This window comes from Nocardioides bruguierae (genome assembly GCF_023554635.1).
GTDB classification, from domain to species: domain Bacteria; phylum Actinomycetota; class Actinomycetes; order Propionibacteriales; family Nocardioidaceae; genus Nocardioides; species Nocardioides bruguierae.
Genome location: NZ_JAMJPH010000001.1, coordinates 292,699 through 312,410, shown reverse-complemented (window position 1 = coordinate 312,410; position 19,712 = coordinate 292,699). Strand labels below are relative to the sequence as shown.

Genomic DNA, 19,712 nt, shown 5'->3' with positions numbered 1-19,712 from the left:
CCTGGCGAAACCGCTTGAGTCCGCATCTCGGCTGCCGATGCGAGGGATGGCCGGGACGCTCCCGGACCCGCTCGTCGTCCCCGCGCCACCTCGGCGCGCCCCTCGCAGGAGTACCGCCGTGACCCTGGCTCCCGACCGCCCCGTGACCGCCGCCCCCGCCGTGCCCTCCGGGACCCTCGCGAGCGCCCCGGCACCCGCCGCGTCGCCCACGCCGGCGGCGGTCGGCACAGCACCGGGCCCGTGGAGCCGGCTGCCCCTGCGCTGGAAGATCCTCACGCCCGTCGGCGTGGCCGGCCTCGTGGCCGGCTTCGTGGCCGCCCTCGGCGTGAGCGGCATGGCCACGGCCGCCGGCGACGCGGCCGAGATCCACGAGCACCAGCTGGCCTCCGAGGCGCTGCTGGAGATGTCGGTGCTGCGCAAGAGCCTGTCGCTGAGCGCCCGCGACGTGCTGCTCGTCGGTGACGGGCCCGGACGCGCCGCGGTGCTCGAGGAGTACGAGGCGCTGCAGGCCGACTTCGCCGACCACGTCGAGCGGTACCTCGCGCTCGAGCCGGCGCCCGCCGAGGCCGAGCTCGCCGCGACCCTGCCCGACCTGCTCACCGAGTACGTGACGCTGGTGGACACGGCGCTCGCCCCGGCGGTGGCCGCCCAGGACAACGCCGAGTGGATGCGGGTCAACGAGGCCGAGGTGGTCCCGGCGGCCACGGCGATCAGCGACGTGCTCGCCGAGCTCAGGAGCGCGGAGGACGAGGCCAGCGAGGCGGCGCTCGCCGAGGCGCAGGCCACCTACCGCGCCGACCGCACCGTCTTCCTCGTCGCGCTGGTGGTGGGGCTCGTGCTCTGCGTCGCCATCGCGCTGGTCGTCAGCAACGGGATCGTCCGCGCCATCCACCGGCTCCAGACCGCCCTGGCGGGCATGGCCGCGGGCGACCTGACGGTCGCCGCCGGTGCCCTCGGTGCGGACGAGGTGGGCCGGATGGCCGTCGACTTCGACGCCTCCCGCGAGGCGCTGCGCAGCTCCCTGGCGGAGGTCATGGACCACGTCGTGGTCATGTCGGCCGCGGCCGAGGAGATGCAGTCGGTCTCCGTCGAGCTCGGCGGCACCGCGGAGGAGTCGGCCCAGCAGGCCGCCTCCGTCACCACCGCCACCGAGGAGGTCTCGGTCAGCGTGCAGACCGTCGCCGCCGCCAGCGAGGAGATGAGCGTGAGCATCCGCGAGATCGCGGAGTCCGCCACCGAGGCCGCCCGCGTGGCCACCGACGCCGTCAGCGACGCGCAGGCCACCACCGCCACCGTCGCCCGGCTCGGGGAGTCCTCCGCCGAGATCGGCAGCGTCATCCGGACGATCACCGCCATCGCCGAGCAGACCAACCTGCTCGCGCTCAACGCCACCATCGAGGCCGCACGGGCCGGCGCCGCGGGCAAGGGCTTCGCGGTCGTGGCCAACGAGGTCAAGGAGCTCGCGGTGGAGACCTCGCGGGCCACCGACGAGATCGCCGGCCGGATCGAGGCGATCCAGGGCGACAGCGAGGGCGCGGTCAGCGCGATCGCCGGCATCGTCGCGGTGATCAGCCGGATCTCCGACTACCAGACCACCATCGCCGCCGCCGTGGAGGAGCAGACCGCCACGACCGGCGAGATCGGACGCAACATCGTCGGCGCCTCCGAGGGGGCCACCGAGATCGCCGAGAGCATGTCGTCGATGAGCCGCTCCTCCGAGCACACCGCCGTCGCCGCGTCCATGACGCGGGAGGCGGCCGTCGAGCTCACCGAGGTGGCCCAGCGGATGCGCGACCGGATCAGCCGCTTCACCGTCTGAGGCGCCGGCGGGGTGCCTCAGCCCAGGCCGAGCGCGTCGAGGATGTCGTCCTCGGCGTCGATGAGGTGCTGGCGCAGGAACGCGTAGGCCCCGCGCACGTCCCCGGTCTCCAGCAGCACCACGAGCGCCGTGTGGTTCTCGGCCTCGTCGTGGGCGTTGCGTCGGATGCGCTCGACCTGCGCGAGCGCCAGCTTCAGCTCCACCACCAGCGCCTCGGCCATCGCCTGGAGCCGCGGGGAGCCGGTGAGGCCCACCAGCGACAGGTGGAAGGTCAGGTGCCGCTCGTTCAGCTCCTGGTAGGAGGCGCCGCCCGAGACCGCGCGCGTGTAGGCCTCGAGGCTGGCGCGCACGGCTCCACGCTGGGCGTCGGTGGCCATGTCCCACCGGCGCACGCCCGCGCCCTCGAGCACCCAGCGGGCCCGGCAGACGTCGCGGATGGAGTCGGCGGCCGGCGTGGTGACGCTGACGCCGCGGTGCGGCTCACGGGTCGCCAGCCCCTCGGCCACCAGCTGGGTCAGGGCCTCGCGCACCGTCGGCCGCGAGACGCCCAGCGACCCGGCCAGCGCGACCTCGCGCAGCGTGGTGCCCGACTCCAGCTCGCCCTCGAAGATGGCGCGCCGCAGCTCGGCGACCACACGGTCGACGGTGGAGGAGTGCTCCAGGCGGAGCGTGGCGAACTGCTCGGGCACGGCGGACATTCTCCCCTCTCCCCGGTGCGGGCGCAGGCCCGGGCACGGCGCGGCGGACTTGGCAGGGACCAGGGTCCTGCCCCACACTCACTTCTGTCAGATTGTCTGACAATCTGACGATGAAGACCATGCCGCCCGGCGATCCCGGTCGGCCCGCGCTCCCCAGGAGGACAGTCGTGACCCTGACGCACCCCACCGACCTCCACGCCGTGCCGTCGCCCGAGACCTCCGACCTGGCCGAGCGCCGGGGCGCCGACCTGGCCTGGGGACGGCACTACGCCGCCGTCCGCCCGGACCACTTCCGCGTCGAGTACGCGATCAACCCCTTCATGCACCTCGACGACCAGCCCGACCCGGCCCTCGCGCTGGAGCAGTGGGAGCGGATGGTCGCCGTGCTCCGCGGGCTCGGCGCCCGGGTCGACGTCCTCGACCAGCGCGAGGACTCCCCGGACATGGTCTACGCGATGAACCTGGGGCTGGCCTTCGTCGACCCGTCCGGGCGCGAGCGCATGGTGATGAGCCACATGCGCTACCCCGAGCGCCGGCACGAGACCCGCTCGGCCGAGCCGTTCTTCGCCGCGGCCGGTCGCGAGACCTCCTTCGTCGGCGCCGGTAGCACCGGCCCGCACCTCGAGGCCGGCGACGCGTTCGCGTTCGGTGACGCGCTCGTCGTGGGCTACGGCCCGCGCACCGAGGAGGCGGCCCTGGCCCAGCTGGCCCGCACCCTCGACGTGCGGGTGCGCGGGCTGCGGATCACCCACCCCGGCATGTACCACCTCGACCTGGCGTTCTGCCCGCTCGACGAGCGCACCGCGCTGGTCTGCCCGGCCGCGCTCGACGGCCCCTCGGCCGACGCGCTGCTCGACCTCGTCCCGGACCCCGTGGTGCTGACCGAGGCCGAGGCGCTGAGCACCTTCGCCGCCAACTCCGTGGTCGTGGGCCGCACCGTCGTGATGCCCGCCTGCCCGGCCCGCCTGCGCCAGGAGCTGGAGGGTCGCGGCTTCGAGGTGGTCGTCGTCGACGTCACCGAGTTCCACAAGGGCGGCGGCTCGATCCGCTGCCTCACCAACCCCCTCGACGTCACCGTCGGCCGCGACCTGCCCCGCGTGCCCGGGGGCGAGGTCGTCCTCCCCGGCGCCGTCGAGGGCGTCGCCTGACCCCGCCGAGTCGGCAGCAGCTTTCACCGCCGGGACGCCGGCGGGGCACCTCACAGGCGCGCACAGCCGAGGATGAGGGCCCGGCCAGGCTCCTTTGCCTAGGGTCTGGTCCGTGTTCGGCAACGAGTTCCCCGTGGGCGGCATCCCCGTGATGCTGGTGGGCATCGCGCTCACGGGCCTGCTCTGCCTCGGGCTCCAGCGCGGCCTGCGCTCCCGCGGCCGGGTGCTCGCCTGGTCGGTGGCGCTGCTGGTGTGGTCGCTGGCGGTCATCGGCTTCGTGACGCTGCTGCCGACCAGCCCCGACACGGGCGTCGTCTACGCCGAGGACCGGCTGGGCACCTGCTCGTGGGACTACGGCGGCCCTGCCCCCGACGGGTTCTGGATCTTCTCCGGTGGGCAGCGGCTGCTGAACGCGGCGATCTTCGTGCCGGCCGGGCTGCTGTGGGCGGTCGCGACGGCGCGCTGGCGCGCCGGCCGGTGGCTGGTGCCGCTCGGCCTGGTGGTGCTGACCGGCTACTCGGTGCTCATCGAGTGGCTGCAGCTCGAGGTGGCCAGCCTCAACCGCGCGTGCGACGTCACCGACGTCGTGGACAACGCGGCCGGTGCGGCGCTCGGCCTGGCCGCCGGCGTCCTCGTGGCCCTCGTGCTGCGCCCCTGGCGCGAGCGCCCGGGCTCCGCCGAAGGGCCCGCCGCTCACTAGTCTGCGGGGCATGACCGCACCGCAGCCCCGCGCCCACCTCGCCCACGTGCCGGCCTACAAGCCGGGCAAGCCGCCCGTGGCGCGCGAGGACCTGGTGACGTACAAGCTCTCGAGCAACGAGAACCCGTACCCGCCGCTGCCGGGCGTGGTCACCGCGGCGCACGCGGCGGTCGACACCATGAACCGCTACCCCGACATGGGCAACGGCCTGCTCTACTCCGGGCTCGCGCAGAAGCTGGGCGTGCCGGAGTCGCACCTCGCGGCCGGCACCGGCTCGGTCGCGCTGATCTACCAGCTGCTCACGGCGTTCTGCGAGCCCGGCGACGAGGTCGTCTACGCCTGGCGCAGCTTCGAGGCCTACCCGATCGCGGTCTCCACGTGCGGCGCGACCTCGGTGCAGGTGCCGGTGCTGGCCGACGGTCGCCACGACCTCGACGCCATGCTCGACGCCATCACCGACCGCACCAAGGTCGTCATGGTCTGTACCCCCAACAACCCGACCGGTCCGGCGCTGACCCAGACGGAGCTGGACGCGTTCCTGGGCCGCGTCCCCGCCCACGTCGTCGTGGTGGTGGACGAGGCCTACCTGGAGTTCGTGCGCAACGCCGACGCGGTCGACGGCATCGCCACCTACGCCCGGCACGAGAACGTGGTGCTGTTCCGCACCTTCTCCAAGGCCTACGGACTGGCCGGCTTCCGCGTGGGCTACGCCGTGGCGCCCGAGCCGATCGCCACCGCCCTGCGCCAGGTCTCCCTGCCCTTCGGCGTCTCCTCGGTCGCCCAGGTCGCCGCGGTGGCCTCCCTCGAGGCCGCGGACGCGCTGCTCGAGCGGGTCGACGCGCTGGTCGCCGAGCGCGACCGGCTGCAGGCCGCGCTCGCCGCGCAGGGCTGGGACCTGCCCGACGCGCAGGGCAACTTCCTCTGGTTCGCGCTGGGCGAGCGCACCGCGGACTTCGCACTGGCCTGCGACGAAGCCGGCATCGTGGTGCGTCCGTTCGCGGGCGAGGGCTGCCGCGTGTCGGTCGGCGAGACCGAGGCGAACGACCGGCTGCTCGAGGTCGCCGCCACCTTCGTGTGACCGGCCCCGGTGGGGTGCTCCTGCCGGCTCGGTCCTGACACCTGTCGAGTCGGCAGCAAGTTACTGCCGACTCGGCGGAATCGGCGCGCCGTACGCCGAGATGGAGACGCATCCGTAACGACTCCTTGGCACTCTTGGCGTCATGTCGATCAAGGTCGCCCTGGAGCACCGCACCACCTACGACTTCGACCGCCCGATCAACGTCGGTCCGCACGTGGTGCGGCTGCGGCCTGCCCCGCACACGCGGACGCCGATCGACTCCTACACGTTGAAGGTCGAGCCGGCCGGCCACTTCATCAACTGGCAGCAGGACGCCTTCGGCAACTGGCTGGCGCGCCTGGTCTTCCCCGAGAAGGTCAAGACCCTCGACATCACCGTCGGGCTCGTGGCCGACATGATCACGATCAACCCCTTCGACTTCTTCGTCGAGGAGTACGCGGAGACCTTCCCGTTCACCTACGCCGAGGAGCTCCGGGCCGACCTGGCGCCGTACATGCGCGACGTCGAGGACGCCGGCGAGGTCGACGCCTGGCGCGAGAAGCTCGGCCTGCCGATGGACGTGCGCACCGTCGACTTCCTGGCCAACCTCAACGCCGCCGTGCAGGCCGAGATCGGCTACTCGGTGCGGATGGAGCCCGGCGTCCAGACCCCGGACCACACGCTCGAGTCCAAGATCGGCTCCTGCCGCGACTCCGCCTGGATGCTCGTGAGCCTGCTGCGCCAGTACGGCCTCGCCGCCCGCTTCGTCTCCGGGTACCTGGTGCAGCTGAGCGCCGACCAGGAGAGCCTGGACGGGCCCAGCGGCCCCGAGGCCGACTTCACCGACCTGCACGCCTGGACCGAGGTGTTCGTCCCGGGCGCCGGCTGGATCGGCCTGGACCCGACGTCCGCCCTCTTCGCCGGCGAGGGCCACATCCCGCTCTCGGCGACCCCGCACCCCTCCTCGTCCGCCCCGATCGAGGGCGCCACCGACAAGACCGAGGTGGAGTTCTCCTTCTCCAACACGGTCACCCGGGTGCACGAGGACCCGCGGGTCACCAAGCCCTACACGGACGAGGCGTGGAGCCGCGTCGACGCGGTGGCCCAGGGCGTCGACGCCCGGCTCGAGGCGGGCGACGTGCGCCTGACGATGGGCGGCGAGCCCACCTTCGTGGCGCTCGACGACCAGACCTCCGACGAGTGGAACACCGACGCCGACGGCCCGCACAAGCGCGCGCTCGCCCGCGAGCTGGCCGAGCGGCTGCGCGCCGTCTACGCGGACGGCGGCGTGGTGCACCGCGGGCAGGGCAAGTGGTACCCGGGCGAGCCGCTGCCCCGCTGGAACATCGCCCTGCAGTGGCGCTCGGACGGCGTGCCGCTGTGGTCCGACCCGGCCCTGCTGGCCGAGCCGTGGGACGACGAGCAGGCCTACGAGGACGCCCACGAGCGCGCCGAGAAGCTGGCCTACCGCGTGACCCGCTCGCTCGGCCTGCCCGCCGAGCAGCTGCGGCCGGCCTACGAGGACCCGTTCCTCTCGCTGGCCGAGTCGGTGGCGCGCCCGCACGGCGAGAAGCCGGAGCTGGACCTGCTCGACCCCGCGCACGTGGCCGCGCTCGAGGCGGAGGCGGCGCTCGACGAGGCCGGCCCCGTCGACGTCGGTCCGGTGGTGGCCGACAAGCCGAAGAACCTCGAGCCGCACGGCGTCGAGGCCGACCCGGTGCGCGACTCCGACGGTGAGCCGGGGGCCGAGACGCTCCGCGACCCCTCCGACCCGACCGACCCACGCGCCGGCACGCAGACGCCCTCCCCGGAGGCCGAGCACGGCGAGGCCGAGCCGGTCTCGATGGTCGACCGGATGGACGCGGCCGGCCTGGAGCTGATCCAGCGCCTGGACGAGGCGGTCACCGAGCCCACCGGCTGGGTGCTGCCGCTGACCACCGGCGAGGAGTGGACGTCCCCGCAGTGGCGGCTGCGCCGTGGGCGGCTGGTGCTGAGCCCGGGCACCAGCGCCGTGGGCCTGCGCCTGCCGCTGGACTCGATCTCGTGGGTCGACCCCGACCCCGACGACCAGCCCTCCTACCTGGAGGCCGGCGAGCCGCTCGAGCCGAGCGTGCCGAAGGTCGACATCTGCGCCCCGGACGGCGCGCCCACCACCGCGGTCGCCTTCGAGGCCCGCGACGGCCACGTGCACGTCTTCCTGCCGCCCACCGCGCGCCTGGAGGACTACACCGACCTGCTGAAGATCATCGAGGTGGCCGCCCGGCGGCTGGAGCAGCCCGTCGTGCTCGAGGGCTACGGCCCGCCGCCGGACGCCCGCCTCACCTCGCTCACGGTCACGCCCGACCCCGGCGTCATCGAGGTCAACGTGCAGCCGACCCGCTCCTGGACCGACCTGCGCGACCTCACCGAGACGCTCTACGACCAGGCCCGACGCAGCCGCCTGACGACCGAGAAGTTCGACCTCGACGGGCTGCACACCGGCACCGGCGGAGGCAACCACATCACCCTGGGCGGCCACCAGCCGGTCGACTCCCCGATGCTGCGCCGCCCCGACCTGCTGGTCAGCCTGCTGCGCTACTGGCAGCGCCACCCGTCGCTGTCCTACCTGTTCAGCGGACGCTTCATCGGCCCCACCAGCCAGGCGCCGCGGTTCGACGAGGCACGCCCCGAGGCCGTCTACGAGATGGAGATCGCCTTCGCGGAGATCGCCCGGATCACCGACAGCCTGGCCTGGCAGGGCCTGGAGCCGCGTCCGTGGCTGGTCGACCGGGCGCTGCGGCACCTGCTCGTCGACCTCACCGGCAACACCCACCGCGCCGAGTTCTGCATCGACAAGATGTACAGCCCCGACTCCTCCCGCGGCCGCCTCGGCCTGCTGGAGCTGCGCGGCTTCGAGATGCCGCCGCACCCGCAGATGGCGCTGGTGCAGGCGCTGCTGGTGCGCAGCCTCGTCGCGATGTTCTGGGAGCGGCCGAACCACGACCCGCTGGTGCGCTGGGGCACGGGCCTGCACGAGCGGTTCCTGCTGCCGCAGGGCACCATCGCCGACATCGCGGAGGTCGCGGCCGACCTGCGCGGCGCCGGGATCGCGTTCGAGGAGTCCTGGCTGGACCCGTTCACCGAGTTCCGGTTCCCGCGGATCGGCGTCGTCCGGGTGCCCACCACGCCCGGCATGCGCCCCGAGCAGGGCGGTACCGCCGTCGAGCTCGAGCTGCGCCAGGCGATCGAGCCCTGGATGGTGCTGGGCGAGGAGGCCACCGCGGGCGGCACGAGCCGCTACGTCGACTCCTCGGTGGAGCGGATGCAGGTCACGGTCCGCGACTTCGACCCGGGCCGACAGATGGTCACGGTCAACGGCGTCCCGGTGCCGCTGGCGCCGACCGGCCGACCGGGCGAGTACTACGCCGGCGTCCGCTACCGGGCGTGGCAGCCGTGGTCGGCGCTGCACCCCTCCATCGGCGTGCACGCGCCACTGCACGTGGACGTGGTGGACACGGTGAACCAGGTCAGCCTCGGCGGCGCGACCTACCACGTCAGCCACCCCGGCGGCCGCAGCTACGACGTGCCCCCGGTCAACGCCAACGAGGCCGAGTCGCGGCGCCTGACCCGGTTCGAGCCGCGCGGCCACACGCCCGGCCTCCTGGACGTCGCCGGCATGCGCGAGACCGGCCGGCGTGCCGCGTCCGCGGAGACCCCGCACACGCTCGACCTGCGGCGGGCGCCCGGCCCGCTGCGGACCTGAGCGCACGACGGGCGGGACGCGGTGTCCGGAGTGCGGGGAATCCGTGAGCGGCAGGTGAGAATGTCCCCGTGACGGTGCTGCGCGACTACGCCGCTGCGGTGACGCAGCCGCCTCTGGACGAGGACCGGCCCCGCCGCTTCGACGAGGTGGTGGGCCCGGACGGGTCGCTGCGGCCTGCCTGGAAGCCGCTGGCCGAGCTGGCCGTGGGGCTGACCCCGCACGACCTGTACCGGGTCGACGGGGACATCGTCCGCATGCTCGCCGACGAGGGCGTCACCTACGCCCGCCCCGGCGAGCGGCCCGGCCCGTGGCGGCTGGACCCGGTGCCCCTCGTCGTGGACGCCGGCACCTGGGCGCCCCTCGAGGTGGGCCTCGCCCAGCGCGCCGAGCTGCTCAACGCCCTGCTCGTGGACCTCTACGGCCCGCAGCGGGTGCTCACCGAGCGGGTCGTGCCGGCCGCCGTGGTGCTCGGCCACCCGGGCTTCGTCCGCGCCATGGCCGGCGCCCGGATGCCGGACAGCCACCCGCTGGTCTTCTCGGCCACCGACATCGGCCGCGACCACGACGGCACCTGGCGCGCCGTCGGCGACAAGACCCAGGCGCCCTCCGGCATCGGCTACGCGATGGAGAACCGGCGCGTGCTCTCCCGCGTGCTCCCGGAGATGTACCGCGAGGCCGGGCTGCACCGCATGGAGCCCTACTTCTGGGCGCTGCGCAGCGCGCTCATGCAGGCCGCGCCCGGCGAGGTCGCCGACCCGCGCGTCGTCGTCCTCACCCCCGGCACGCACTCCGAGACCGCCTACGACCAGGCGTTCCTCGCCTCCACCCTCGGCTTCCCGCTGGTCGAGGGCAGCGACCTCGTCGTCCGCGACGGGTGGGTGTACCTGCGCCAGAACCGCGGACGCATGGAGCGCGTGGACGTGGTCGTGCGACGCGTCGACGCCTCCTGGTCGGACCCGCTGGAGCTGCGCGGGGAGTCCCAGCTCGGCGTCGCCGGGCTCACCGAGGCGGCGCGTCGCGGCCGGGTGCGGATCGTGAACCCGATCGGCGCCGGCGTGCTGGAGAGCCCCGCGCTGCTGCCCTACCTGCCCGCCGTGTGCGAGCTGCTGCTGGGCGAGTCGCTGCTGCTGCCGTCCGTGGACTCCTGGTGGTGCGGCGACCCGGCCGGCCTCGAGGCGACCCTGGACCTGGTCGAGCGGGACCCCGACGTCCGCGTGGTCGCCGTCGACGGCCCCGAGGACGGCCTGACCGGCCTGCCGCGCGGCGAGCTGGTCGAGCGGGTGCTCGCCCGCCCCCACCACTACGTGGGCCGACGCGACCCGGTCTTCTCCCAGGTGCCGTCGTGGCGCGCGGGCGCGGCCCGGCCGCGCCCGGTCACGCTGCGCACCTTCACCGTGCGCTACGGCACGGCCTACCGGCCGCTGGTCGGCGGCATGGCGAACGTGCTGGACGACATCGGCACCCGCTCGTCCTCCAGCAAGGACGTCTGGGTGCTCAAGGCCGACCCGGCCGACGCGGACCAGGGGCTCTCCGGCGTCCTCGCCGCGACGCCCGGGCGCGCCGCCCCGGTCGCCGCGCCGCGCGTCCTCGAGGACCTGTACTGGACCGGCCGCTACGCCGAGCGGGCCGAGGGCATGCTGCGGCTGCTGCTGGTCACCCACGGCACGGCCGAGGACTTCCGCAGCCGCCCACGCACCGCGGGCGGCACCAGCCTCGAGGTGCTGCTCGGCGCGCAGGCCCGGCTGGCCGGGCGCCGGCACGAGAACCTCGACGCGGAGTTCCGCTCGCTGCTGCTCGACGAGGACCGCGTCGGCGGCGTCGGGCACAGCGTGGCGGCGCTGCGCGACGCGCTGGCCGGCATCCGTGACCAGCTCTCCGTCGACACCTGGCGCGCGCTGGGCGTCATCGACCGCGCCGTCACCCTGCTCGAGCTCAGCCCGGCCAGCCACCAGATCGCCGAGGCCGCGGGCCGCCACCTCACGGGGCTGCTGTCGCTGCAGGGCAGCAGCGCGAACATGATGCAGGACGACGGCTGGCGGCTGCTCTCGGCCGGGCGCTGGCTCGAGCGGGCGATCCAGCTGTGCCACCTGCTCGTCGCCACCACCACCGAGCGCCGGGGCCTCGACGTGGACCGGGCCGTGCTGGCCGCGGTGCTCGACGCGGCCGAGTCGGGCGTGACGCACCGGCGGCGGTTCCGCGGCTACGTCCGCCCCGCCGGCGTCCTGGACCTGCTCCTGCTGGACCCCGACAACCCGCGCTCGCTGCTGCACTGCCTCACCGAGCTGCGCACGCACCTGGGCCGACTGGCGGGCTCGACCGGCTCGACCCGTCCCGAGCGGCTCCTGGAGCACCTGCTCAGCGAGGTGGAGGCGCAGGAGGTGTCGTCGCTGGTGGCCATCGGTGGCACCGACCGTCCGCTGCTCACCACGTTCCTCGAGGAGACGCTGGAGCGGCTCTCCACGCTGGGCGACGCCATCGCCGAGCACCACCTCTCCTCCGGCCCGCCGCCGCGGCCGCTCAACAGCCTCACCGTGCTCGACGCGCTGCCGGCCGAGCCGGTCACCGGCACCATCCCCGTCATCACCGACGACATGGAGCGCCCGCCGGGCATCCCGCCGCGAGTGCCGCGCGGTGGCGCGAGGCGCGAGGGGGACGCATGAGGTACCGCGTCACCCACCGCACCACCTACACCTACGACGAGCCCGTCACCGACTCCTACGGCCTCGCCTACGTGACGCCGCGCGCCCTGCCGGGCCAGGAGATCGAGACGACCGAGGTGATGGTCAGCCCCGCCCCCTCCGACCTGACCACGCGCGGGGACTACCTGGGCAACACCGTCACCTACTTCCAGGTCACCGAGCCGCACCGCAAGCTCGAGGTGGAGGCGGTCTCGACGGTGCGCACGGCCGAGCCGGAGCACCCCGAGGCCGCGCTGTCCCAGCCGTGGGAGCGGGCCCGGCCGCTGCTGCACCCCGACCTGCCGGGGGCGCGGCACGCCACGGACTTCGCGCTGCCCTCGGCGCTGGTCGCGCAGACGGAGCAGGCGCGGGCCTACGGCGCGGAGTCCCTCACGCCCGGGCGGCCGCTGGGGGAGGCGGTCACCGACCTCATGCGCCGGGTGCACGCCGACTTCTCCTACGACAAGACGGCCACCACGGTCACCTCGACCATCCCCGACATCTTCAGCAGCCGGGCGGGCGTGTGCCAGGACTTCGCGCACCTGATGCTGTCCTGCCTGCGCAGCCACGGCCTGGCCGTGCGGTACGTCTCGGGCTACCTGGCCACGGACCCGCCCCCGGGCAAGCCCCGCATCGTCGGCGCGGACGCCTCGCACGCCTGGGCGGCGGTGTGGCTGCCGGCGGTCCCGACCGTGCCGGCCCCGGGCGAGGAGGCCGGCCCCGCCGACGTCCTGGCCGCCCAGGAGCCGGAGGGGCACTGGCTGGCGCTGGACCCGACCAACGACCAGTGGGCCGGGGAGCGGTACGTGACCGTGGCCTGGGGCCGCGACTACGCCGACGTGCCGCCGGTCAAGGGCGTCATCTTCACCGAGGCGAAGCGCTCGACGCTGCGGGTCTCGGTGGACGTGGCGCCGATGGACGAGGAGGGCAACCTCGTCGAGGTCGTCGGCGCCCTGCCCGGGGGGACCCCGCTGGACGGGTGAGAGCCCGCGGGCCGGCGAGCGGGCATCATGCGTGCGTGAAGGCGTACCGCTGCCGGGTCTGTGCGAACCCGCTCTACTTCGAGAACTCCGTCTGCGTGTCCTGCGGCACCAACCTGGGCTGGTCGCGCGCCGAGCGCGACATCGTGCCGGTGGACGAGAAGAACAGCTACACCGACGCGGCCGGCACCACCTGGTACGTCTGCGCGAACCTCAACCTCTCCGGCTGCACCTGGCTGACCCGCGACGAGGGCGGCTGGTGCTTCTCCTGCCACCTCACGCGCACCCGCCCGAACGACGGCGACCTCGAGGGCCTCTCGAACTTCCCGGTGGCCGAGCAGGCCAAGCGGGCGCTCATCACCGAGCTGGAGGACCTCGGCCTGCCGATCGTCGGCAAGGAGGGCGAGGACGCCGCCGGGACGAACGCGGACGAGGCGGACGGCCTGGCCTTCGACCTGCTCTCCTCGGTGGAGGAGAACGTGGTGATCGGGCACGCCGACGGCGTCATCACCATCGACCTGGCCGAGTCCGACACCGCCTACCGCGAGAAGGTGCGCGACCAGATGGGCGAGCCGTACCGCACGATGCTCGGCCACTTCCGCCACGAGATCGGCCACTACTACCAGTGGCAGCTGGTGCGCGACGACGAGACGCACGCGCGCTACGTGGAGCTCTTCGGCGACGACACGGCGAGCTACCAGGACGCGATCGACCGGCACTACGAGCAGGGTGCGCCGGCCGACTGGGCGGAGAACTACATCTCCACGTACGCGACCATGCACCCGTTCGAGGACTTCGCCGAGACCTGGGCGCACTACCTGCACATCGTCGACACGATCGAGACCGCGCGGGCCTACGGCCTGGCCGGGCCGGTCGGCATCGAGCCGGGGTTCCGCGACGTCGTCCAGCACACCTGGATCCCGCTCTCGACGGCGCTGAACATGGTCAACCGGTCGATGGGCAAGGAGGACCTGTACCCGTTCGTCATCCCGGCGCCGGTCCTCGACAAGCTCGAGTTCGTCGACGGCCTGGTGCGGGCCTCGTCCTCGGACGTGACGGGCACCCGACCGGTCGGGTGACCGTCATGGTACGAGTTTCAACTACCCTCGTGCCATGACGACCTCCGACCACACCCCCAGCTACGTCGAGAAGGGCAAGGGCTTCGACCGGGACATGACCTACGTCCCGGACCGGATCACCGCCGGTGCCCGCACGCCCGAGCACGGCCCCGTGAACGGGGAGCTGTGGCCGGTGGAGCCGGGCCGCTACCGCCTGGTCGCGGCCCGCGCCTGCCCGTGGGCCAACCGCGCGATCATCGTGCGCGAGCTGCTCGGCCTCCAGGACGTCATCTCGATCGGCCTGCCCGGCCCCACCCACGACCAGCGGTCGTGGACATTCGACCTCGACGAGGGTGGCGTGGACCCGGTGCTCGGCATCCACTTCCTCAAGGACGCCTACGAGAAGCGCTTCCCCGGCTACCCGCGCGGCATCACGGTGCCCACGATCGTGGACGAGCGCACGGGCGAGATCGTCACCAACGACTTCCCGTGGATCACCCACGACTTCTTCCACGAGTGGAAGGAGCACCACGCGCCCGACGCCCCCGACCTGTGGCCGGCGGACCTGCGCGAGGAGATGGACGCGGTCAACAAGCGCGTCTTCACCGAGGTGAACAACGGCGTGTACCGCTGCGGCTTCGCCGGCTCCCAGGAGGCCTACGAGGACGCCTACGACCGGCTGTTCACCGCCCTGGACTGGCTGGAGGAGCGCCTCGCCACCCGCCGCTACCTCATGGGCTCGGCGATCACGGAGGCCGACGTCCGGTTGTTCACCACGCTGGTGCGCTTCGACGCGGTCTACCACGGCCACTTCAAGTGCAACCGCAACAAGCTGACCGAGATGCCGAACCTCTGGGGCTACGCCCGCGACCTGTTCCAGACCCCCGGGTTCGGCGAGACCGTCGACTTCGACCAGATCAAGGCGCACTACTACGTCGTCCACAGCGACATCAACCCCACCGGGATCGTCCCGAAGGGCCCGGACGCCGCCGTCTGGCAGACCCCGCACGGGCGGGAGTCGCTCGCCTGACCTCAGGCCGTCCGTCTCCGGAACGGCCCGACCCGCCCACGGGATCGCCATGGACGGGTCGAGATCAGGGGGCCGCGTCGGGGGCGCGGCGTGCCGTCACGCGGGCGAGACGGCCGGGGTCGTCACTGGGCGGCGTAGCCACCGTCGACGAGGTGGTAGGAGCCGGTGATGAAGGACGCGGCGTCGGAGGCGAGGAACGCGACCAGGCCGGCGACCTCGTCCGGGGAGCCCATGCGGCCGAAGGCGTGCTTGGAGGCGAGGAACTCCTGCGCGTCGGCGTCCAGGTTGGCCTCGAGCAGCGGGGTCTTGATGAAGCCGGGGCCGACGGCGGTGACGCGGACGCCGTCCTTGGCGTACTCGAGCGCGGCGTTCTTGGTCATGCCGAGGAGGCCGTGCTTGGCGGTCACGTAGGCGCCGGAGTTCGGGATGCCGACGGAGCCGAGGACGGAGGCCATGTTGACGATCGAGCCGCCACCGTTGGTCTTCATGGCCTCGACCTGCGCGGCGACGCCGTAGAAGACGCCGTTGAGGTTGATGTCGATGACCTTGCGCCAGGAGTCCAGCGGGTACTCGCCGGCCGGGGCCGCGGCGCCGCCGATGCCGGCGTTGTTCACGGCGATCCTCAGCGGGGCCATCGCGTTGGCGGCCTCGATGGCCTTCGCGTGGGTCTCGGCGTCCGAGGCGTCGCCGATGAAGGCCTGGGCGGTGCCGCCGGCCTCCTCGATCTCGGCGACGACCTTCTCGGCGGCGTCCTCCACGAGGTCCCAGACGAGGACGGAGGCGCCGTTGGCGGCCAGGGTCAGGGCGACTGCGCGCCCGATGCCGTTGCCGGCCCCGGTGACGATGGCGGAACGGTCGGCGACGTCGTAGGTGGCCATTTCTACTCCTCCGGTCCGGCAGCGATGTCGGGCCTGATCTTATTCGACAGTTGTTGGCGTACTCGACACTGTAACCTCACGCGCACGTGACTTGTTCCGAGGGTGGGGCGTAACTTCCCTGGCAGGTTGCTGTGAGGTGCGCCACCGCAGGTCGGTGGCGCTGGTGAGGGGCGAAGACATGGACGCACGACAGCGACGCAGCCGCGAGCGGCTGCACCGGGCGGTGCTGACGCTGGCGCAGGAGCGGCCCGTGGCCACGCTCAGCGTGACCGAGGTGGCGGCGGAGGCCGGCGTGCACCGCACCACCTTCTACGAGCACGCCTCGTCGCCGTTCGCGCTGCTCGAGCAGGCGCTCGTGCGCGAGCTGGACGAGGTGCGCGTGCGCCTCCTCTCGCCCGCCGAGGACCTGCCGGTGGCGATCCACGAGGGCACCCGGATGGTGCTCGAGCACGTCAAGAGCCACCTCGGCGTCTACCGCCAGGGTCTCGCCTCGGACGCCGGACCCAGCTCGCTGCACGCCATGCTGGCCAGCCACTTCATGGGCTCCACCCGTCAGCTGCGCTCGGCCGGCCGTGCGCGCGTCGTGCTCGACGTGCCCGGCGTCGACGCCGAGCTCACCGCCGAGGCGGCGGCCCGGTTCCTCGCGGACGGCACGGTGGGCCTGATCGCCACCTGGATCGCCACCGACGAGCTCGACGTGGACGCCTTCGTGGACGTCTACGCCGCCCTCACGCCGCAGTGGTGGACCGACGCGGTCGCCACGCCGGCGTCCGCCTGAGGTCGGCGCTCGAGGACGGGGAGCGGGCGCGCCGTCAGTCGGCGCGCTCGACCTCGCCGGCCAGCTTCACCACGGCGTCGCCGGAGTCGGAGTCGATGACGTAGGCGGGCTCGTCGTCGCTGCCGTGGCGGGTGATCTCCTCGCCCTTGATCGTGCGGGTGACGGTCTCGTGGTGCACCTCGGTGACCGTGCCGGAGCCGGTGCCGGCGCCCCACGACCAGGTGACGCGCGTGCCGGTGCGGATCATGCGTCCTCCTCGCCCAGGCCGGCGTCGCGCTCGGCGGCGTCCTTGAGCCGCAGCAGGGTGGCCTCGATGGCGCGCTGGTTGCGCGCCGGGTAGCCCAGCAGGGCCAGGACGCGGCGGCCGACCGGGCCGTAGCCGGAGTCGTCCCACGTCTCGGTGACGCGGCAGCGCGACACGCCGTCGGCGAGGTCCAGCGGCTCGATCTCGTAGCGCCACCGGTGCTTGCCGACGTGCCGCCAGGCGATGAGCCGGTCCTCGGTGTGCTCGACGACCGTGTTCCTCGTCGCGTAGGGCACGCCGAGGCGCATGCGCATGCCGAACGTGTCGCCCAGCGCGAGCCGCTGCGGTGCCTCACTGGTGTCGGCGCCGGCCACGACGGTGCCCGAGCCGTCGATGCGGGCGTGCTGGCGGGGGTCGGCGACGATCGAGAACACCACGGACGGGGCGGTGTCGACGACGATCGAGGACTGCACGGTCATGTCCCGACCGTAGGAGGGTGGACGCGCCCGGGGCACCACCCGGCGGATGCGTCCGTCGGGGGTGCGTTGTAGCGTGGATGCACCGATGTGGTCGGCGTCACACTCCATCAGTGGGGCGCCGGATCCGGCAGGATGAGGCGCACCACCCCCGCGCCCCGCACCTCCCGGGAGCACACGGTGGCGAACGACCCGGTGGAGAACCCGCCCGGGCGAGAGGAGTTGACGGTGCCCAGCGTGCAGTCCAGCGAACAGAGCATCCCGACCCACCCCGGTGGTGGCACGAGAGCAGGCAAGGACCCCGGTGACGTGTTCGCCCGGGCCTACGCCCAGGGGTCCCAGGACCCCGTGCAGCTGTTGACGCCCGAGGGGGAGCGCGTCCAGCACCCCGACTTCGACGTCGACCTCACGCCCGAGCAGCTGCGCGGTCTCTACCGCGACATGGTGCTGACCCGCCGCCTCGACACCGAGGCCACGGCGCTCCAGCGTCACGGCGAGCTGGGGCTGTGGGCGCAGTCGCTGGGCCAGGAGGCCGCCCAGGTGGGCGCGGCCCGCTCGGTGCGCAGCCAGGACTTCGTCTTCCCGACCTACCGCGAGCACGGCGTCGCCTGGTGCATGGGCGTCGACCCCGTCGAGCTGCTCGGCATGTTCCGGGGCACCGACCACGGGACGTGGGACACCGAGGCCACGCGGATGGGCCTCTACACGATCATCATCGGCGCGCAGACCCTGCACGCGGTGGGCTACGCGATGGGTCTGCAGCGCGACGGGGTGGTCGGCACGGGCGACCCGAGCCGCGACGCCGCCGTGGTGGCGCACTTCGGCGACGGTGCCTCCAGCCAGGGCGACGTCAACGAGGCACTGGTCTTCGCCTCGTCCTACCAGGCGCCGGTGGTCTTCCTCTGCACCAACAACCAGTGGGCCATCTCCGAGCCCACCGAGCGGCAGAGCCGCGTGCCGCTCTACCAGCGCGCGTGGGGCTTCGGGCTGCCCGGCATCCGCGTCGACGGCAACGACGTGCTCGCGATGCACGCGGTCACCACCGCGGCGCTGCAGCGGGCGCGCGAGGGCCAGGGGCCGGTGCTGATCGAGGCGTTCACCTACCGGATGGGCGCCCACACCACCACCGACGACCCGACCCGCTACCGGCTCTCGGCCGACGTGGAGTCGTGGAAGCTGAAGGACCCGATCCTGCGGCTGGAGGCGTACCTGCGCCGCAACGGTCTCGTCGAGCAGGCCTGGCTCGACGAGCTCGCCGCCGAGGCCGACGCCCTGGGCGAGCGGATGCGCGAGGGCTGCCGCACCCGCACCGACCCCGACCCGCTGTCGATGTTCGACCACGTCTACGCCGAGCAGACCCCGGAGCTCGCCGCCCAGCGCGACGGCTACGCGGCCTACCTGGCCGGCTTCGAGGAGGACCAGTGAGCACGCCGAGCAGCACGCAGCGGATCACGCTGGCCAAGGGCCTGAACCTGGGCCTGCGCAAGGCCATGGAGAACGACGACAAGGTCCTCGTCATGGGCGAGGACGTCGGCCGCCTCGGTGGCGTCTTCCGCATCACCGACGGCCTCCAGAAGGACTTCGGCGACGACCGCGTCATCGACACCCCGCTGGCGGAGTCCGGCATCGTCGGCACCGCGGTGGGCCTGGCGATGCGCGGCTACCGCCCCGTGGTCGAGATCCAGTTCGACGGCTTCGTCTACCCGGCCTACGACCAGATCGTCAGCCAGGTCGCCAAGATCCGGGCCCGCACCGACGGCCGGACCGCGATGCCGATCGTCATCCGCATCCCCTTCGGCGGCGGCATCGGTGCGGTCGAGCACCACAGCGAGTCGCCCGAGGCGCAGTTCGTGCACACCCCCGGCCTCAAGGTCGTGGCCTGCTCGAACCCGGCCGACGGCTACGCGATGATCCAGCAGGCCATCGCCTCCGACGACCCGGTCGTCTTCCTGGAGCCCAAGCGGCAGTACCACTCCGAGAAGGCGGACGTGGACCTGGCTGCCGAGCCCGCGCCGCTGTTCTCCTCCCGCGTGGTGCGCCCGGGCACGGACGTCACCGTCGCCGCCTACGGCCCCACCGTGCGCACCGCGCTGCGGGCGGCCGACGCCGCCGCCGAGGACGGCACCTCGCTCGAGGTGATCGACCTGCGCACGCTCTCGCCGCTGGACCTCGACCCCGTCGTCGAGTCCGTCCGGCGGACGGGGCGCCTGGTCGTCGTCCACGAGGCGCACACGACCCTGGGCGTCGGCACCGAGGTGGCCGCCCGCGTCACCGAGGAGTGCTTCTACTCCCTCGAGGCCCCGGTGCTGCGCGTCGGCGGCTTCGACGTGCCCTACCCTGCGGCCCGGATCGAGGAGGCCTTCCTCCCCGACCTGGACCGGCTGCTCGACGCGGTCGACCGCTCGCTCGCCTTCTGACCCACCCGG

The 19,712-nt window shown here is 73.3% G+C and carries 16 protein-coding genes; 12 read left to right on the top strand and 4 right to left on the bottom strand.

Annotated elements, in window-relative coordinates; translation table 11 throughout:
* The first annotated feature begins 118 nt into the window (after positions 1-118).
* Positions 119-1,819 (top strand): methyl-accepting chemotaxis protein, encoded by a 1,701-nt coding sequence (locus M8316_RS01440; RefSeq protein ID WP_250051318.1) that lies wholly within the window; start codon positions 119-121, stop codon positions 1,817-1,819.
* 17 nt (positions 1,820-1,836) lie between these two features.
* Here the strand turns inward: M8316_RS01440 and M8316_RS01435 are convergent, their stop codons facing one another.
* A complete protein-coding gene (locus M8316_RS01435; protein ID WP_250051316.1) occupies positions 1,837-2,508 on the bottom strand; it encodes a GntR family transcriptional regulator in 672 nt (223 codons plus the stop codon).
* Positions 2,509-2,684: 176 nt separating this feature from the next.
* On the opposite strand from M8316_RS01435, the gene M8316_RS01430 reads away from it, so the two are divergent.
* From M8316_RS01430 to M8316_RS01395, 8 genes are all read left to right on the top strand, one after another.
* The gene (locus M8316_RS01430) at positions 2,685-3,665 is read left to right on the top strand and encodes a dimethylarginine dimethylaminohydrolase family protein (protein ID WP_250051314.1); all 981 of its coding nucleotides are present in this window, start codon (positions 2,685-2,687) and stop codon (positions 3,663-3,665) included.
* A 112-nt stretch (positions 3,666-3,777) separates the two neighbouring features.
* A complete protein-coding gene (locus M8316_RS01425) occupies positions 3,778-4,365 on the top strand; it encodes a VanZ family protein (protein ID WP_250051312.1) in 588 nt (195 codons plus the stop codon).
* Positions 4,366-4,375: 10 nt separating this feature from the next.
* Positions 4,376-5,443 (top strand): histidinol-phosphate transaminase, encoded by a 1,068-nt coding sequence (gene hisC, locus M8316_RS01420; protein ID WP_250051310.1) that lies wholly within the window; start codon positions 4,376-4,378, stop codon positions 5,441-5,443.
* A gap of 142 nt (positions 5,444-5,585) precedes the next feature.
* Entirely contained in the window at positions 5,586-9,164 is a 3,579-nt protein-coding gene (locus M8316_RS01415) for a transglutaminase family protein (protein WP_250051309.1), read from the top strand.
* A 68-nt stretch (positions 9,165-9,232) separates the two neighbouring features.
* Positions 9,233-11,824 (top strand): circularly permuted type 2 ATP-grasp protein, encoded by a 2,592-nt coding sequence (locus M8316_RS01410; protein ID WP_250051308.1) that lies wholly within the window; start codon positions 9,233-9,235, stop codon positions 11,822-11,824.
* Positions 11,821-12,825, top strand: a complete 1,005-nt coding sequence (locus M8316_RS01405) for a transglutaminase family protein (RefSeq protein ID WP_250051307.1) — start codon at positions 11,821-11,823, stop codon at positions 12,823-12,825. Before M8316_RS01410 ends, M8316_RS01405 begins: the two co-directional genes overlap by 4 nt.
* A gap of 35 nt (positions 12,826-12,860) precedes the next feature.
* Entirely contained in the window at positions 12,861-13,901 is a 1,041-nt protein-coding gene (locus M8316_RS01400) for a zinc-binding metallopeptidase family protein (RefSeq protein ID WP_250051306.1), read from the top strand.
* 34 nt (positions 13,902-13,935) lie between these two features.
* On the top strand, positions 13,936-14,910 hold the full coding sequence (locus M8316_RS01395) for a glutathione S-transferase family protein (RefSeq protein WP_250051305.1): 975 nt from the start codon (positions 13,936-13,938) through the stop codon (positions 14,908-14,910).
* A 122-nt stretch (positions 14,911-15,032) separates the two neighbouring features.
* Here the strand turns inward: M8316_RS01395 and M8316_RS01390 are convergent, their stop codons facing one another.
* Entirely contained in the window at positions 15,033-15,788 is a 756-nt protein-coding gene (locus tag M8316_RS01390) for an SDR family NAD(P)-dependent oxidoreductase (protein WP_250051304.1), read from the bottom strand.
* Between the two features lie 178 nt (positions 15,789-15,966).
* On the opposite strand from M8316_RS01390, the gene M8316_RS01385 reads away from it, so the two are divergent.
* Complete coding sequence (locus M8316_RS01385; protein ID WP_250051303.1) at positions 15,967-16,566, top strand: TetR/AcrR family transcriptional regulator; 600 nt, start codon at positions 15,967-15,969, stop codon at positions 16,564-16,566.
* Between the two features lie 34 nt (positions 16,567-16,600).
* Here the strand turns inward: M8316_RS01385 and M8316_RS01380 are convergent, their stop codons facing one another.
* Entirely contained in the window at positions 16,601-16,813 is a 213-nt protein-coding gene (locus tag M8316_RS01380) for a hypervirulence associated TUDOR domain-containing protein (protein WP_250051302.1), read from the bottom strand.
* Entirely contained in the window at positions 16,810-17,289 is a 480-nt protein-coding gene (locus M8316_RS01375; protein ID WP_250051301.1) for an SRPBCC family protein, read from the bottom strand. Before M8316_RS01375 ends, M8316_RS01380 begins: the two co-directional genes overlap by 4 nt.
* Before the next feature lie 306 nt (positions 17,290-17,595).
* Between M8316_RS01375 and pdhA the strand changes: the two genes are divergently transcribed.
* The gene (gene pdhA, locus M8316_RS01370) at positions 17,596-18,711 is read left to right on the top strand and encodes a pyruvate dehydrogenase (acetyl-transferring) E1 component subunit alpha (protein WP_250051583.1); all 1,116 of its coding nucleotides are present in this window, start codon (positions 17,596-17,598) and stop codon (positions 18,709-18,711) included.
* The gene (locus tag M8316_RS01365) at positions 18,708-19,703 is read left to right on the top strand and encodes an alpha-ketoacid dehydrogenase subunit beta (protein WP_308195939.1); all 996 of its coding nucleotides are present in this window, start codon (positions 18,708-18,710) and stop codon (positions 19,701-19,703) included. Before pdhA ends, M8316_RS01365 begins: the two co-directional genes overlap by 4 nt.
* Positions 19,704-19,712: the final 9 nt, after the last annotated feature.

Excerpts from the sequence above, each read along its gene's own strand:
- M8316_RS01390 (WP_250051304.1), bottom strand. The coding sequence starts at position 15,788 with ATGGCCACCTACGACGTCGCCGACCGTTCCGCCATCGTCACCGGGGCC.
- hisC (WP_250051310.1), top strand. The coding sequence starts at position 4,376 with ATGACCGCACCGCAGCCCCGCGCCCACCTCGCCCACGTGCCGGCCTAC.
- M8316_RS01375 (WP_250051301.1), bottom strand. The coding sequence starts at position 17,289 with ATGACCGTGCAGTCCTCGATCGTCGTCGACACCGCCCCGTCCGTGGTG.
- M8316_RS01415 (WP_250051309.1), top strand. The coding sequence starts at position 5,586 with ATGTCGATCAAGGTCGCCCTGGAGCACCGCACCACCTACGACTTCGAC.
- M8316_RS01385 (WP_250051303.1), top strand. The coding sequence starts at position 15,967 with ATGGACGCACGACAGCGACGCAGCCGCGAGCGGCTGCACCGGGCGGTG.
- M8316_RS01380 (WP_250051302.1), bottom strand. The coding sequence starts at position 16,813 with ATGATCCGCACCGGCACGCGCGTCACCTGGTCGTGGGGCGCCGGCACC.
- M8316_RS01395 (WP_250051305.1), top strand. The coding sequence starts at position 13,936 with ATGACGACCTCCGACCACACCCCCAGCTACGTCGAGAAGGGCAAGGGC.
- M8316_RS01405 (WP_250051307.1), top strand. The coding sequence starts at position 11,821 with ATGAGGTACCGCGTCACCCACCGCACCACCTACACCTACGACGAGCCC.